Genomic DNA, 15,321 nt, shown 5'->3' with positions numbered 1-15,321 from the left:
CGCGGCCCATTCTGTCCAAGCCCCCGGCCTCGCTGCATGCGGGGTGGCCCGCAGCGTCGCCAAGGTGACTGGCGCCCGGAAGGGCGGCCCACCCGCCGGGGCGATGCGGCCCGTCAGGCCGGCGCGTATCAAGGCGCCGATGTCAGACGCCGACCCCTTGGAGAACGCACTCGCCTGGTTCGCCAGCGCGCCCGAGCGCTGGCGCAGCGACGCCGAAGCGGTGGCCGAGTGGGTCTGGGTCGTGCTGCAGGGTGACTTCGCCGAGAACCCGACGACGGCGCAGACGATCACCGGCGGCCTGATCTCGATGATCCCGCTGGTCGACCAGCTGAGCGATCTGCGCGACCTGGTGGCCAATGTGCGGGCGTTGCGGGAGGATGAGAACGATCCCTGGCGCTGGGTGGCGCTGGTGTTGACGCTAATCGGGCTGTTCCCGACCTTGGGCAGCCTGGTGAAGACCGGGCTGAAGGTCGTGGTCGCGGAAGCGCGACGAGAGGTCTATCGGGCCGCCAAGTGGGCCTACAAGGGCCGGAACTGGCTTGAGGGCCAGAAGCTCTGGAACGAGACGGCCGAGTCCGTCGAGCGCGGTATCGGGCGGCTGGATGCCTTGCTCGCGAGTGCGCCGATGCGCAAGGCGCTGGCCGGGCTTCGGATCGACGAGCCCTATCAGTATCTGTCGACGGAAATCCGCGCCTTGGCCGCCTCGCTCGATGCCAAGAGCCTGCGTGCTGCCTACGACGGTGCGCTCGAGGTGCTGGAGTGGTTGCTGGAGCACGTTCAGCGCTGGGGAACGGCCGCGAGTGGCAGTGCCGCCGGCGAACTGTTGGCTTCACTCGGCCGAGCGCGAGATCGCATGAACGATGGTCTTGCGCAGGTCTTGGAACCCCTGCGATATTGGCTCGCTTGCGTGGCTCGGCGGCTGGAGGTGCACGGGGACATGCAGTACCGGGCGATGGTGAATGCCCGGAATAGACATCAGCTGGTGCCTACGAGGCAAGCTTTTGACAAGGAGCTCGAAGCGATTCAGGAGGGGCGGCGCCCCTGGGTCGTGGAGTCCTTGAAGGCGCCTTTTCCGGCGCTGAAAAGAGCGCCCCGAACGCCGCCTGGCCACTTTGATATCGGCGGGGATAAGTCGGCCGTAATCAAGAATGCGTTCAAGAGTTTCTCCAAGCGTGCGATTCCAGATCGACTTACGCCGGGAACGCGTTTGGTTCGTGTGGTGGATCCGCAGTCGCGTGATGATAGTCCTTTCTGGATGCTGGAAAGTGACTTTCTGCTACTTAAGGGTAAGGCGGAGTGGCGCGAGAAACTTGCCGTATGGTCGCACTGGAATGGCAACGGCGAGTACGTTATTTATGTCGTTCCGCCTGGTGACGGACTCCCTGTATGGCGCGGAATAGCGGCTTCCCAGCGGCTGGAACGATCTGGCGAAGCGGTGCTCAATGATGCTGGGCAAATGTACTGGTTGCCTGGCGGCACCGAGCAGTTTGTGCTGAATCCTGCAAATCTTGACCCCGCTTTTCTAGAAAGAAGGCTCAAGACTGATTGGGGTTATGCAAACGAAGAGGTCGACGACTTGGTTTTGCCAATTGGGGTCCCTGTGGTAAAGAATAATTGGGGGAGAGAGGTGTCATGACTGTTGCTTTCTACCCTTGCGAGGCGTTCCTTTTGGAGCGCTACGTGTCGTTGAGCTATTTTGGTGATATGCGGGATCTCTATTCCGGCTGCGTCCGCGCGGCGGAAGATGCTTTGGGTGCGCTTCTTGCTAATCTTCCTAGGGCTTACAGGAGTCGGGCTATTAATATGCAGCCTGACGTGGTCTGGGGTGGAGTCGTTATCCCTAATATGGCGGGTGTGCTAGGTGGATTGAATAATTCGTACATCCGTATGTCGCATGGTCATCTGGCGGCTGCTTCCAGTGCTGGTGGTTTGTCCACGGTTTTTGTGGCGATCATGAGGGATTACGATGTTGAATGGATGTCGTCGCCTTTTCGCGATAGATTTGAGTCGGCTCGCACTGAATCTTGGCGCATGGCAAGCAATATTGACTTTTCGTGCCAGTCCGTTTGGGAGCCCGGTGATCTCAGCTGGGACTACAACGAGGAAGCTCGCGGGTCCCTGGACGCTCCCTCTTCCTGGCCCGTCTACCGCCTCAATCCCCAAGTTCGCGTCAAGACCGGCGACAAGATCGAGGTCAGCGGCGTCTATCTCCCCGCCGAAGCCGGCTGCGCCCAGTTCCTGATTGCGGGTCAGGAAGCGCTCGGCGCTTTGCCGCCGGACGACCCGGACGACCTGCGCACGACGGACGAACGCGCCATCCCCACCACCTGGACCCTCGTCGAAAAGATCGCCGACTCCGGCGGCGGCATTCCCGGCGCTTCGGACCCCTGGCTCGCCGGCATCCGCGAGCGCTGCATTGCCGGCGAGGCCTGCCCGCGCACCGGCTGGTGGACGACACCGGCGGCGCCGGCGCGGCGGCGGTTCGTGGCGGGGGCGGTGATGCCCGAACTGGGCGGCGACTGGGGCACGACGGTCTGGCAGCTCGACCAGCCCGACTGAATCTCCGGCGCCGCTCAGCGCTCGCTGCAGACTCCGCGGATCAGCGCGGCCAGCGTCGCGACCACCGGGTCCAGGCTCAGCGACTCGTCGCCGTAGACCAGGTACAGCGGCGTCTTGCGCAGCCGCTGCGTCGCCAGCGGCAGCCGGCGCAGCCGGCCGTCGTCGAGCAGCGGCTGGATGCGGTGCAGCGGCAGCCAGCCGTAGCCGACGCCGCGCGCCACGGCCTCGATCGCCGCGTCGATGGTCGTGAACGACCACAGCGACGCCGGGTGCGCCTTGATCAGCCGCTGCAGCTGCCGGTCGGCGATGACGACTAGCGGGTGCGCGTCCAGCTGCGCCGCGCTCAGCGGCGGTTCGACGGCGTGCAGCGCGTGCCCCGGCTCGGCGACGGCGACGAAGTCCACCGACAGCAGAAAGTCGCTGGCCGCCGGGTCGTCCGGGCGCTGGGTGATCAGGTACAGGTCGGCTTCATGCGCCGCCAGCAGCGGCTCGCTTTCGGTGCGCAGCACCTCGGTGACGTGCAGCTTCACCGCCGTGTGGCGCTGCTGGAAGCCACGCAGCGCGGCGAACAGCAGTTCCTTCGGGAACACGCTGTCGACGATCAGCGTCAGCGCCGTGCGCTCGCCGGCCTGCAGGCCGCGCGCGCGCATCTCGATCTCGCCGAAGTTCTTCAGCAGCGGCCGCACCTGCGCCAGCAGCGACTCGCCGGCGACGGTCAGCACCGCCCGCCGGCCGCGCAGTTCGAGCAGCGTCACGCCCAGGCGCTGCTGCAAGGCGGCGACGGCGTAGCTGACCGAGGACTGGCTGCGGTGCAACTGCTCGGCGGCCTTGGCGTAGCTGCCGGTCTCGACGATGGCCTGCAGCACCGCCCATTGTTCGAGGGTCGTCCCGGGCAGCATGGTGCGAGCTTAATCGATCTGAAAATCGAATCGATCAGATCGAGATATCGCACTCATCCATCGAATCGGCCGACATAAGCTGGTTCCATCGGCTGGAACCCCGGCCATCCAACTGGAGCAAATCAATGGCCCGCTTCGATCCCCACGACCTGTCCCGCTTCGTCGGCAAGCACATCGTCTACACCTACGACAACGGCTGGAACTACGAGATCTACGTCAAGAACGCGCAGACGATCGACTACCGCATCCACTCCGGCATCGTCGGCGGCCGCTGGGTCAAGGACCAGCGCGTCTACATCGCGCGTGTCGGCGAGAACGTCTGGAAGATCTCGTGGACCGAGCCCACCGGCACCGACGTCAGCCTGATCGCCAACCTCGACGACATGGTCTACCACGGCACCATCTTCTTCCCGCGCTGGGTGATCCAGGACCCGAAGAAGACGGTCTGCTTCCAGAACGATCACATCGCGCAGATGATCGCCTACCGCGAAGCCGGCCCGGCCTATCCGACCGAGGTCATCGACGAGTTCGCGACGATCACCCTGGTGCGCGACTGCGGCCCCGATGACGAGACGGTGATCGACCGCGCCGCCAGCGAGCTGCCGGCCGGTTACCCCGCCAACCTGCGCTGAGCGCCGCCGCGGCGCCGCTTCAGCGGGCGCCTCCTTCGTACCAGCGCGCCAGCAGCGCACGTTCGTCGTCGCGGATGCCGGTCGCGTTGTTCAGCGGCATAGCCTTCAGCACCACTGCCTGCTGGTAGATCTGCTGCGCGTGCTGGCGGATCAGCTCCGGCGTGTGCAGCGCGACGTTCTTCTGCTGCAGCTGCGCGTTGTGGCAGAGCACGCAGCGCTGCTCGACGACGGCCTGCACCTGCGCCAGCGTCACCGGCGCGGCGACTGCCGCCTGCGGCGCGCGCGGCGCCGGCGCCAGCCAGACGATCAGCGCGACGATCGAGACGAAACCGGCCGCCGCATAGCCCCAGGGCGGCTGCACGCCGTTGAGCTTGGCCTTGTGCCGGGCGACGAAGAACTGGCGGATCGCCGCGCCGGCGGCCATCAGCACCACCAGCACCAGCCAGTTGTGCGTGCCTTGCGTCAACCAGCCGTAGTGGTTGGACAGCATCGCGATCAGCACCGGCAGCGTGAAGTAGGTGTTGTGCACGCTGCGCTGCTTGGCGCGCTGGCCGTGCACCGGGTCCACCGGCTGGCCGGCCTTCATCTGCGCGATGACGGTGCGCTGCCCCGGGATGATCCAGAAGAAGACGTTGGCGCTCATCGCCGTGGCCATCATCGCGCCGACCAGCAGGAAGGCCGCGCGGCCGGCGAACAGCTGGCAGGCCAGCCAGGCGGCGAAGACGACGACGACGGCGATAGCGGCGCCCACCAGCTTGTCGCCGCCGGTGCGCCGCCCCAGCGTGCGGCAGATGAGGTCGTAGACGATCCAGAACACCGCCAGGAAGGCCAGCGCCGCGGCCACCGCGGCGCCCGGCGCCCAGTCCAGCCGCGTGCGGTCGACGAGGAAGCTGCCGGCCTGGAACAGGTAGAGCACCGTGAACAGCCCGAAGCCGGTCAGCCAGGTGCTGTAGCTCTCCCAGAAGAACCAGTGCAGATGCTCGGGCAGCGCCTTGGGCGCGACGAGGTACTTCTGCGGGTTGTAGAAGCCGCCGCCGTGCACCGCCCAGAGCTCGCCGTCGACGCCTTTGCGCTTGAGCTCGGGGTCGCTCGGCGGCAGCAGGCTGCTGTCGAGGAAGACGAAGTAGAACGAGGAGCCGATCCAGGCGATCGCCGTGATGACGTGGGCCCAGCGCAGCAGCAGGTTGGCCCAGTCGAGAAGATAGGTTTCCATGGCAGGAATCGTCGCGAAGCGAGGGGGCTCACCACGGCGGGCGCTCTGAGCCGGATCGTGTCGCGCCGAGGGCAGCCCGCAAGACCGGGCCGCCCGCCCACGGCGACTGCAAAAGCTTAACGCGTCGTCACTTGCAAGCCCCGTGCCCTGTTCACGAGCCGCGGTAGGTCGAGTGGCTCCACGGGCTGACGAGCAGCGGCACGTGGTAGTGGCCGGCGGCGTCGGCGATGCCGAAGTCCACGGTCACGGTGTCCAGGAACGGCGGCTCGGGCAGCTCGACGCCGCGTGCCCGGAAGTAGGGCGCCACCTCGAACAGCAGTCGGTAGCGGCCGGCGGCCATCTCCTGCGCCGCCAGCAGCGGGCCGTCGGCGCGGCCGTCGGCGTTCAGCGTCAGCTGTTTGAGCGTCGTCGCCGCGTCGCCATGCACGCGCTGCAGCGTCACCACCATGCCGGCCGCGGGGCAGCCGTGGGCGGTGTCGAGCACGTGGGTGCTGAGGTGTCCCATGCGAGGTCCGTTCGTGTTGTCGACCAAAGTGTATACACTAATCGACGCCCCCCGCCACACCGATGCCGCGCCCGCCCGCCGACCCCCTGCCGCTCGCGCCCGACGAGGCGCCCAAGCGTGCGCCCGGCGCCGGCGCGACGACGCAGCAGATCGTCGACACCATCACCACCGCGATCGTCGAACGCCGGCTGATGCCCGGCACCAAGCTCGCCGAGCAGGCGGTGGCCGACCTCTTCGGCGTCTCGCGCACGCTGGTGCGCGAGGCGCTCAACCGCCTCAGCCGCGACCGCCTGGTGACGCTCGAACCCGGCCGCGGCGCTTTCGTCGCCCGCCCCAGCGTGGACGAAGCGCGCCAGGTCTTCGACGCCCGCCGCCTGCTGGAGACCGGCATGGTGCGCGAGCTCTGCGCGCGTGCCGAACCGGCCCACCTCGCGCGCCTGCGCGCCCACCTCGCCGCCGAGGCCGACGCCGTGCGCCGGCATGACGTCGCCGGCCGCACGCGGCTGCTGGCGCAGTTCCACGTCGTGCTCGCCGAGTGCCTGGGCAACGCCGTGTTGGCCGAGCTGCTGGCCGACCTGCTGAGCCGCTGCTCGCTGATCGCGCTGATGTACCAGTCGGCCGACGCCGCCGGCCATTCGCAGGACGAGCACGTGGCCATCGTCGACGCCATCGAGCGCCGCGACGCCGATGCCGCCACGCGCCTGATGGCCGAGCATCTGGGCAACGTCGTCGGCAACCTGCAACGCCACCCGAGAGTCGGCGACCTCGCCGACCTGCTGAGACCCGCCGCATGAGCACACCTTACGCACGCGACCTGCGCGGCCACGGCCGCAACCCCCCGCACGCCCGCTGGCCGGGCGGCGCGCGCATCGCCGTCTCCTTCGTGCTGAACTACGAGGAAGGCGGCGAGAACAACCCGCTGCACGGCGACCCGGCGAGCGAGACCTTTCTCTCCGAGCTGATCAACGCCCAGCCCTTCCCGAACCGGCACATGACGATCGAGTCGATGTACGAGTACGGGTCGCGCGCCGGCGTCTGGCGCATCCTGCGCGAGTTCGACCGCCGCGGGCTGCCGCTGACGATCTTCGGCGTCGCCGACGCGCTGGAGCGCTACCCCGAGATGGCCCAGGTCTTCATGGAGCGCGGCGACGAGATCGCCAGCCACGGCCTGCGCTGGATCCACTACCAGGCGGTCGACGAGGCGGTCGAGCGCGAGCACCTCGCGCTGGCGGTGCAGAAGATCCGCCGCCTGACGAATGGCCAGTGGCCGCTGGGCTGGTACACCGGCCGCGACAGCCCCAACACGCGCCGCCTCGTCGCCGACCACGGCGGCTTTGCCTACGACAGCGACTACTACGGCGACGACCTGCCGTTCTGGCTCAACGTGCGCAAGAGCGACGGCGGCCTCGCGCCGCAGCTCGTCGTGCCGTATTCGCTGGACACCAACGACATGCGCTGCGTGCAGGTGCAGGGCTTCAACACCGCCGAGCACTTCTACACCTACCTGCGCGACAGCTTCGACGCGCTGTATGCCGAAGGCGACCCGGCCGGCCTGGACCGGCCGAAGATGATGAGCGTCGGCATGCACTGCCGCGTGCTCGGCCGGCCGGCGCGCATCGCGGCGCTGCAGCGTTTCCTGGACCACATCGGCCGCCACGAAGGCGTCTGGGTCTGCCGCCGCATCGACATCGCGCGCCACTGGGCCGAACACCATCCGTTCGACGCGTCCACTGCCCACGTCTGGGACGGACGATGACGACGCTGGCCGCACTCAACGCCACGTCGCGCGACGAGTTCGTCGTGCTGCTCGACGGCGTCTACGAACACTCGCCGTGGATCGCCGCGGCGGCCTGGGACGCGCGGCCGTTCGCCACGCTCGCCGCGCTGAAGCACGCGCTGGTGCAGGCCGTTCGCGCCGGCGGGCGCGACGCGCAACTCGCGCTGCTGCGCGCCCACCCGGAACTCGCCGGCAAGGCGATGGTCGCCGGCACGCTGACCGCCGAGAGCAGCGGCGAGCAGCAGCGCGCCGGCCTCACCGCCTGCACGCCCGAGGAGTTCGCGACCATCCAGCGCCTGAACGCGGCCTACAACGCACGCTTCGGCTGGCCCTTCATCGTCGCGGTGCGCGGGCCACGCGGCAGCGGGCTCACGCGCAGCGAGATCATCGCGACGCTGCAGCGCCGGCTGGCCTCGCATCCCGACGTCGAGTTCGCCGAGTGCCTGCGCCAGGTGCACCGCATCGCCGAGATCCGCCTGGCCGAGAAGCTCGACACCCAGCCGCATCGGGGGCGCCGCGTCTGGGACCGCGCCGAGGCGCTGGCCACCTTCAGCGAGCCGCCGTACGCCGAACGTGGCGAACTCACCGTCACCTACCTGAGCCCCGCGCATCGCGACTGCGCGCGGTTGCTCGCACGCTGGATGTTGGACTGCGGCTTCGACAGCGTGCGCGAAGACGCGGTCGGCAACGTCGTCGGCGTCTACGAGGGCGCCACGCCCGACGCGCCGCGGCTGCTCACCGGCAGCCACTACGACACCGTGCGCAACGCCGGCCGCCACGACGGCCGGCTGGGCATCCTCGTCGCGCTCGAAGCCGTCGCCGCGCTGAAGGCCGAAGGCCGGCGGCTGCCGTTCGCGATCGAGCTCGTTGCCTTCGCCGAAGAGGAGGGCCAGCGCTACGCCGCCACCTTCCTCGGTTCCAGCGCGCTCACCGGCGATTTCGACCCCGCCTGGCTGGACCAGGCCGACGCCGCCGGCATCACGATGCGCGACGCGATGCGCGCCGCCGGCCTGCCGGCGACGATGGACGCCATCGCCGCCGAACGCCGCGACCCGGCGCACTACCTCGGTTTCGTCGAGGTCCACATCGAACAAGGCCCGGTGCTGGCCGAACTCGACCTGCCGCTGGGTGTCGTCAGCTCGATCAACGGCAGCCGGCGCTGGACCGGGCAGATCACCGGCCTGGCCAGCCACGCCGGCACGACGCCGATGGACCGCCGCCGCGACGCCGCCGCTGCCGCCGCCGAGTTCGTGCTCGCCGCCGAACGCCGCGCCGCCGCCGTGCCCGATGCGGTCGCCACCGTCGGCATGCTCGAGGTGCCCGGCGGCTCGATCAACGTCGTGCCCGGGCGCTGCCGCATCAGCCTGGACGTGCGCGCGACGAGCGACGCCGCGCGCGACGCGGTGGCCGACGCCGTGCTCGCCGACCTGGCCGAGATCGCGCAGCGCCGCGGCGTCGACTGCACGCTGACGCCGACGATGCAGGCCCCGGCCGCGCCCAGCGCGCCGGCCTGGTTGGCGCGCTGGGAAGCCGCCGTCGCCGCGCTCGGCCTGCCGGTGCACCGCCTGCCCAGCGGCGCCGGCCACGACGCGATGACGCTGCACCGGCTGATGCCGCAAGCCATGCTCTTCGTGCGCGGCGGCGAACTCGGCATCAGCCACAACCCGCTCGAAACCGTGACCGACGACGACGCCGAACTCGCTGTCGCCGCCTTCGCTACCTTGCTCGACCAACTCGCCCGCGAATGACCCCCACCGCCTACGACGCGCTCGACGCCTGGATCGCCGCCCACTTCGACGACGAAGTGGCCTTCCTGCAGCAGCTGGTGCGTGTGCCCACCGACACGCCTCCGGGCGACAACGCGCCGCACGCCGAACGCACCGCCGAGCTGCTGGCCGGCTTCGGCTACGAAGCCGAGCACCACCCGGTGCCGGCCGAGCAGGTGCACGCCTACGGCCTGCAGTCGATCACCAACCTGATCGTGCGCCGGCGCTTCGCCGCCGGCGGCCCGACGATCGCGCTCAACGCGCACGGCGACGTCGTGCCGCCGGGCGAAGGCTGGACGCAGGACCCGTACGGCGGCGCCGTGGTCGACGGCCAGCTCTACGGCCGCGCGTCGGCGGTCAGCAAGAGCGACTTCGCGACCTACACCTTCGCGCTGCGCGCGCTGGAGTCGCTGGGCCTGCCGCTGGCCGGCGCCGTGGAGCTGCACTTCACCTACGACGAGGAGTTCGGCGGCGAACTCGGCCCCGGCTGGCTGCTGCAGCACGAGCTGACGAAACCCGACCTGCTGATCGCCGCGGGTTTCAGCCACCAGGTCGTCACCGCGCACAACGGCTGCCTGCAGCTGGAAGTGACGCTGCACGGCCTGGCCTCGCACGCCGCCTATCCGCAGACCGGCGTCGACGCGCTGCAGGCGGCGACCAAGCTGCTGGCCGCCCTCTACGCCCACAACGACGTGCTGCGCGGCCGCCGTTCGCAGGTCGCCGGCATCACGCACCCGTATCTCAACGTCGGCCGCATCGAAGGCGGCAGCAACACCAACGTCGTGCCCGGCAAGGTGGTGCTGAAGCTCGACCGCCGCATGATCCCCGAGGAAGACTCGGCCGCCGTCGAAGCCGAGGTGCGTGCGCTGATCGAAGCCGCGGTCGCCACCTCGCACGGCGTGCGTGTCGAGATCCGCCGCATCCTGCTGGCCCAGGCTCTGAAGCCCCAGGCCGGCAACGGCGCGCTGGTGTCGGCGCTGCAGCGCCATGCGCAAGACGTGTTCGGCCACCCGGTCGAGGTCTCGGGCACGCCGCTGTACACCGACGTGCGCCTGTACGGCGCGCGCGGCGTGCCGGCCGTCATCTACGGCGCCGGGCCGCGCACCGTGCTCGAGAGCAACGCCAAACGTGCCGACGAGCACCTCGACCTGGCCGACCTGCGCGGTGCGACGCGTGTCGTCGCGCGCACCTTGTTCGACCTGCTGTCCGCCCCGGTGCACCGCGCCGACGCATAGCGGCGGCGCGAGGGCGCGGCGGGCTCGCCGCGGGTGAGCACGGAACTTGCGTTTTGCATACAGAAGTTCCCGTTCCAGCCCTCAGGAGCCCGCCCGAATGACCTCGTTCCCGCTCAAGCGCCGCAGCCTTCTCGCCGCCGGCGCGCTGCTCGCCGCGCCCGCGCTGGCGCTCGCCCAGGCCGCCACGCCGATCAAGTTCCAGCTCGACTGGCGCTTCGAAGGCCCGGCCGCGCTGTTCCTCGCCTCGCAGGCCAAGGGCTACTACAAGGCCGCCGGCCTGGACGTCACGATCGACGCCGGCAACGGCTCGGGCGGCACCGTCACGCGCGTGGCTTCGGGCACCTACGACATGGGCTTCGCCGACATGGCGGCGCTGATGGAGTTCCACGCCAACAACCCCGACGCGGCCAACAAGCCGGTCGCGGTGATGATGGTCTACAACAACACGCCGGCCGCGGTGCTGGCGCTGAAGAAGAGCGGCATCACCAAGCCCGCCGACCTCGCCGGCAAGAAGCTCGGCGCCCCGGTCTTCGACGCCGGCCGTCGCGGCTGGCCGATCTTCGCCAAGGCCAACAAGGTCGCCAACGTCACCTGGGTCAGCATGGACCCGCCGCTGCGCGAAACGATGCTCGCGCGCGGCGACGTCGACGCGATCACCGGCTTCTCGTTCACCTCGCTGCTCAACCTCGAGTCGCGCGGCATCAAGACGCAGGACATCGTCGTGCTGCCCTACGCCCAGTACGGCGTGAAGCTCTACGGCAACGTCATCATCGCCAGCCCCAAGCTGCTGAAGGAGAACCCGGCGGCGGTGAAAGCCTTCCTGTCGGCCTTCACCAAGGGTGCCAAGGAAGTGATCGCCGACCCCGATGGCGCGATCCAGTACGTCAAGGCGCGCGACGGCATCATCAACGTCGCGCTCGAGCAGCGCCGGCTGAAGATGGCGATCGACTCGGTCGTCGCCAGCCCCGACGCGCGCATCGAAGGTTTCGGCCAGGCCGTGCCGGGGCGCCTGGCGCTGATGGCCTCGCAGGTGTCCGACGCGTTCGCGACGAAGACACGCGTCAACCCGACCTCGGTCTGGACCGACGCCTACCTGCCGAGCAAGGCCGAGCTGAACATCCTGCCGCCGGTCAAGAAGTGAGCGCCTTCGTCGACTTCCGCGAGGTCTGGCTCGCCTACAACGACGAGCTGCTGGCCCAGGGCCAGTTCGCCGTCGAGGACATCACGCTGCAGGTCGAGGAGGGCGAGTTCATCGCCATCGTCGGGCCGTCGGGCTGCGGCAAGTCGACGTTCATGAAGCTGGCGACGGGCCTCAGACGGCCCAGCCGCGGCACGATCATCATCGGCGGCCGCGAGGTCGACGGCCCGCTGAAGATCACCGGCATGGCCTTCCAGGCGCCCAGCCTGCTGCCCTGGCGCACGACGCTGGCCAACGTGCTGCTGCCGCTGGAGATCGTCGAGCCCTACCGCAGCAGCTTCCGCGCGAAGAAGGCCGAGTACGTCGAGAAGGCGCGCAAGCTGCTGGCCAGCGTCGGCCTCGCCGGCTACGAGGACAAGTACCCGTGGCAGCTCTCCGGCGGCATGCAGCAGCGCGCCAGCATCTGCCGCGCGCTGATCCACGAGCCGAAGATGCTGCTGCTCGACGAGCCCTTCGGCGCGCTCGACGCGTTCACGCGCGAGGAGCTGTGGTGCACGCTGCGCGACCTGCAGGCGGCGCAGAAGTTCAACGTCATCCTCGTCACGCACGACCTGCGCGAGAGCGTGTTCCTCGCCGACACCGTCTACGTGATGAGCAAGAGCCCTGGGCGTTTCGTCGTGCGCCGCGAGATCGACCTGCCGCGCCCGCGCGACCTGGAAGTGACCTACACGCCCGAGTTCACCGAGATCGTGCACGAGCTGCGCGGCCACATCGGTGCGATCCGCAAGAGCGGCGTCGCCGTCCCGCAGTGAAGCCCTGAGGTGCACATGAAACTGGGCAAGACCTTCGAACGCTGGGCCCCCTGGGGCCTGCTGGCGCTGCTGCTGCTGCTGTGGGAGCTGTTCGTCGCCGGCTTCGACATCCCCGAGTTCATCTTCCCGAGCCCGATCCAGATCGGCCGCGAGTTCACCGAGTTCGGCGGCCCGCTGCTCGAAGCCGCCTGGAAGACCTTCTGGGTGACGATGCTCGGCTTCGCGCTGGCCATCGTCGTCGGCGTGCTGCTCGGCTTCCTGGTCGGCAGCTCGCGCGCCGCCTATGCCGCGCTGTACCCGCTGCTGGTCGGCTTCAACGCCGTGCCCAAGGCGGCCATCGTGCCGATCCTCGTCGTCTGGTTCGGCATCGGCCTGGGGCCGGGCATCCTGACGGCCTTCCTGATCTCGTTCTTCCCGATCACGGTGAACATCGCCACCGGCCTGGCGACGCTGGAGCCGGAGCTGGAGGACGTGCTGCGGGTGCTCGGCGCGCGGCGCTGGGACGTGCTCGTCAAGGTCGGCCTGCCGCGTTCGTTGCCGTACTTCTACGGTTCGCTGAAGATCGCGATCACGCTGGCCTTCGTCGGCACCGTGCTCGCCGAGATGACCGCCGGCGACTCCGGCATCGGCTACCTGATGCAGACCGCCGGCAGCCAGCAGCGTATGCCGCTGGCCTTCGCCGGGCTGGTGACGATCGGCGCGATGGCGATGGTCATGTACGAGGCGTTCTCTTGGATCGAGAAGCGCACGACGAGCTGGGCCCACCGGGGCTCGCAGAACCACTGAACGCCGCACCCGCCTGGCGCAGCGTCGCCGCGCTCAACGCCGTCTCGCTGCTGGCCCAGCTGGGCCAGTACGGGCTGGGCGCGGTGCTGCTGCCGCTGGCGCTGCAGGCGCGCGGGGCCGGCGCCGGCGCGGTGGGCGTCGTCGGCAGCGCCTTTTGGCTGGGCATGCTGGCCGGGCTGCTGAGCGCCGGGCTGCTGGTGCGGGCTCTGGGCTACCGCGGCACGGTGCTCGCCGGGCTGCTGTGCAGCGCCGCGGCCTTCGTCGCCACGCCGGCGCTGCCGCACGCCGTCTGGGCGCTGCCCTCGGCGGCCATCGGCCTGGGGCTGGGCTGGCGCTGGATCGGCAACGAGACCTGGCTGTACCGGCTGGCGCCGGGCCACGCACGCGGGCGCATCGTCGGCGTGCACGAGACGCTGATCGGCATCGCGTCGGTGGCCGGGCCGCTGATCGTCGCCGCCTTGGGCACGCTGCGCGCCGACGCCTTCCAGGTCGGCGCCGCGGCCTGCGGGGCGGCGCTGCTGCCGCTGGTGCTGGCGCGGCCGCTGGCCGCGCACGAGGCGCCGGCCGACGGCGCCGCGGCCTGGCGGCGTGTCGGCACCGGCGCCTGGCTGGCCGGCATCGGCGGCTGGATCGAAGGCGCGCTGCTGGCGCAGCTGGGCGTGGCGCTGGCGCCGCAGGGCCTGGACGGCGCCGACACCGCGCGCCTGCTCACCGCGATGGGCGCCGGCGGCATGCTCTGCCAGGTGCCGCTGGGCTGGTGCGCCGACCGCTGCGGCTCGCGCACGGCCGCATGGTGGTGCGCCGGCGCCGCCGCGCTGGCGACCGTGGCGCTGCTGGTCGGGCCCGCTTCGACGCCGGTGCTCGCCGCCGCCGCGTTCGCGATCGGCGGCGCCAGCGCCGGCCTGCTGACGCTGGGCATGGTGCACGCCGCCGAAGGCCAAGACGCCGCCGAGATCGCGCAGCGCGTGCGACAGGTCTCGCTGCTCTACACGGCGCTTTCGGCCTGCGGCCCCACCGCCGCCGGCGCGCTGATCGAAGCCAGCGGCCGCCCGGCCGCGCTGTGGTGGCTGCAGGCGGCCCTGGTGTCCGTGCTGGTGCTGCTGCTGGCGCGCCGTCGCTAGGATGAAACGCATGACGACACCCGAGCGCCTGCTCGCCTGGCTGCGCCGCGCCAACGAGGTCGCCACGCATGCGCTGGCCGAAGGCCGGCACCCGTTCGGCGCCGTGCTCGTCGCCCCCGATGGCGAGACCGTGCTGCTGGAGCAGGGCAACGTCAGCGCCGTCGAACACGCCGAGGCCGTGCTCGCGCGCGAGGCCGCGCGGCGCTGGGCGCCGGAGTTCCTGGCCGGCTGCACGCTGGTGAGCACCGTCGAGCCCTGCGCGATGTGCGCCGGCACCCAGTACTGGGCCGGCATCGGCCGGCTGGTCTACGGCATGACCGAGCGCGAGCTGCTCGCGCTGACCGGCGCCCACCCCGAGAACCCGACGCTGGACCTGCCCTGCCGCGAGGTCTTCGCACGCGGCCAGCGCGCCATCGAGGTCATCGGCCCGGTGCCGGCCGCCACGCCGGAGATCGCGGCGCTGCACCGGGACTTCTGGCGCCGGGCTTAGGCGCCGCGCCCGGCGCCAGCAGCTCGGCGCGCACCGGCCCGTCCAGCGCCTCGACGACCAGCGCACCGCGCCGCCCGGCCGGCAGCACGTGCTCGGTGCCGGCGGCCAGCACCTCGTCGTCGGCGCAGCCGCTGGCCGTCAGCCAGACGCGCCCCTGCAGCACACGCAGCCGGCGGCCGGCGGGGCCCGGCGGCAGCGTCAGCGCCTGACCGGGGGCGAGGAGGAGGGCGGTGGTGTCCATGGCGCTCATGCTCGTGGCGCGGCCGGGCGCCCGCCAGCCACAGCGCGGCGCGGGCTTCACCGGCACAGATGCGCGTGGCGTGCGGCTGTGCTGCCCTGTTCGGTCGCCATCTGTACCGGTCCGCTGCCCGGCGCCGCGCCGACAATG

The 15,321-nt window shown here is 70.2% G+C and carries 16 protein-coding genes; 12 read left to right on the top strand and 4 right to left on the bottom strand.

Translation table 11 applies throughout. The features are described from left to right. The first annotated feature begins 139 nt into the window (after positions 1-139). Entirely contained in the window at positions 140-1,636 is a 1,497-nt protein-coding gene (locus tag RGE_RS19490) for a hypothetical protein (RefSeq protein WP_043784301.1), read from the top strand. Beyond that, entirely contained in the window at positions 1,633-2,559 is a 927-nt protein-coding gene (locus RGE_RS24755; RefSeq protein ID WP_232504959.1) for a hypothetical protein, read from the top strand. The genes RGE_RS19490 and RGE_RS24755 overlap by 4 nt, the downstream gene beginning before the upstream one ends. A 14-nt stretch (positions 2,560-2,573) precedes the next feature. On the opposite strand, the gene RGE_RS19480 is transcribed toward RGE_RS24755, so the two are convergent. After that, entirely contained in the window at positions 2,574-3,458 is an 885-nt protein-coding gene (locus tag RGE_RS19480) for a LysR family transcriptional regulator (protein ID WP_014430176.1), read from the bottom strand. 125 nt (positions 3,459-3,583) lie between these two features. Here RGE_RS19480 and RGE_RS19475 point away from each other — a divergent pair, with 125 nt between their 5' ends. After that, positions 3,584-4,090 carry a phenolic acid decarboxylase gene (locus RGE_RS19475; RefSeq protein ID WP_014430175.1) on the top strand — a complete coding sequence of 169 codons (507 nt, stop codon included), beginning with the start codon at positions 3,584-3,586 and terminating at the stop codon, positions 4,088-4,090. 19 nt (positions 4,091-4,109) lie between these two features. Here RGE_RS19475 and RGE_RS19470 read toward each other — a convergent pair whose 3' ends face one another. Both RGE_RS19470 and uraH read right to left on the bottom strand, forming a co-directional pair. After that, positions 4,110-5,303: a urate hydroxylase PuuD gene (locus tag RGE_RS19470; protein ID WP_014430174.1), complete on the bottom strand. Its 1,194-nt coding sequence runs from the start codon at positions 5,301-5,303 to the stop codon at positions 4,110-4,112. A 151-nt stretch (positions 5,304-5,454) separates the two neighbouring features. Then, positions 5,455-5,808 carry a hydroxyisourate hydrolase gene (uraH, locus tag RGE_RS19465; RefSeq protein WP_014430173.1) on the bottom strand — a complete coding sequence of 118 codons (354 nt, stop codon included), beginning with the start codon at positions 5,806-5,808 and terminating at the stop codon, positions 5,455-5,457. Positions 5,809-5,870: 62 nt separating this feature from the next. On the opposite strand from uraH, the gene RGE_RS19460 reads away from it, so the two are divergent. From RGE_RS19460 to RGE_RS19420, 9 genes are all read left to right on the top strand, one after another. After that, complete coding sequence (locus tag RGE_RS19460) at positions 5,871-6,602, top strand: GntR family transcriptional regulator (RefSeq protein ID WP_014430172.1); 732 nt, start codon at positions 5,871-5,873, stop codon at positions 6,600-6,602. Beyond that, positions 6,599-7,564, top strand: coding sequence for an allantoinase PuuE (gene puuE / locus RGE_RS19455; RefSeq protein ID WP_014430171.1), 966 nt, complete (start codon positions 6,599-6,601; stop codon positions 7,562-7,564). Before RGE_RS19460 ends, puuE begins: the two co-directional genes overlap by 4 nt. Continuing rightward, positions 7,561-9,333: a 2-oxo-4-hydroxy-4-carboxy-5-ureidoimidazoline decarboxylase gene (gene uraD / locus RGE_RS19450; protein ID WP_014430170.1), complete on the top strand. Its 1,773-nt coding sequence runs from the start codon at positions 7,561-7,563 to the stop codon at positions 9,331-9,333. Before puuE ends, uraD begins: the two co-directional genes overlap by 4 nt. Next, on the top strand, positions 9,330-10,586 hold the full coding sequence (locus tag RGE_RS19445; protein WP_014430169.1) for a M20/M25/M40 family metallo-hydrolase: 1,257 nt from the start codon (positions 9,330-9,332) through the stop codon (positions 10,584-10,586). Before uraD ends, RGE_RS19445 begins: the two co-directional genes overlap by 4 nt. A gap of 97 nt (positions 10,587-10,683) precedes the next feature. Then, positions 10,684-11,727, top strand: a complete 1,044-nt coding sequence (locus tag RGE_RS19440) for an ABC transporter substrate-binding protein (protein WP_014430168.1) — start codon at positions 10,684-10,686, stop codon at positions 11,725-11,727. After that, positions 11,724-12,536, top strand: a complete 813-nt coding sequence (locus RGE_RS19435) for an ABC transporter ATP-binding protein (protein ID WP_014430167.1) — start codon at positions 11,724-11,726, stop codon at positions 12,534-12,536. The genes RGE_RS19440 and RGE_RS19435 overlap by 4 nt, the downstream gene beginning before the upstream one ends. 15 nt (positions 12,537-12,551) lie before the next feature. Next, on the top strand, positions 12,552-13,322 hold the full coding sequence (locus RGE_RS19430) for an ABC transporter permease (RefSeq protein ID WP_014430166.1): 771 nt from the start codon (positions 12,552-12,554) through the stop codon (positions 13,320-13,322). Continuing rightward, positions 13,268-14,443 (top strand): MFS transporter, encoded by a 1,176-nt coding sequence (locus tag RGE_RS19425; RefSeq protein ID WP_014430165.1) that lies wholly within the window; start codon positions 13,268-13,270, stop codon positions 14,441-14,443. Before RGE_RS19430 ends, RGE_RS19425 begins: the two co-directional genes overlap by 55 nt. Positions 14,444-14,453: 10 nt before the next feature. After that, positions 14,454-14,933 (top strand): nucleoside deaminase, encoded by a 480-nt coding sequence (locus RGE_RS19420; protein ID WP_043784299.1) that lies wholly within the window; start codon positions 14,454-14,456, stop codon positions 14,931-14,933. On the opposite strand, the gene RGE_RS19415 is transcribed toward RGE_RS19420, so the two are convergent. Beyond that, on the bottom strand, positions 14,863-15,174 hold the full coding sequence (locus RGE_RS19415) for a DUF2917 domain-containing protein (RefSeq protein ID WP_148280244.1): 312 nt from the start codon (positions 15,172-15,174) through the stop codon (positions 14,863-14,865). The two genes, RGE_RS19420 and RGE_RS19415, sit on opposite strands and share 71 nt — an antisense overlap. Between the last annotated feature and the right edge of the window lie 147 nt (positions 15,175-15,321).

It is taken from the genome of Rubrivivax gelatinosus IL144 (assembly GCF_000284255.1).
Taxonomy (GTDB): Bacteria; Pseudomonadota; Gammaproteobacteria; order Burkholderiales; family Burkholderiaceae_C; genus Rubrivivax; species Rubrivivax gelatinosus_A.
The sequence above is the reverse complement of the archived record's forward strand: the minus strand, read 5'-3'. Positions and strand labels throughout refer to the sequence as shown.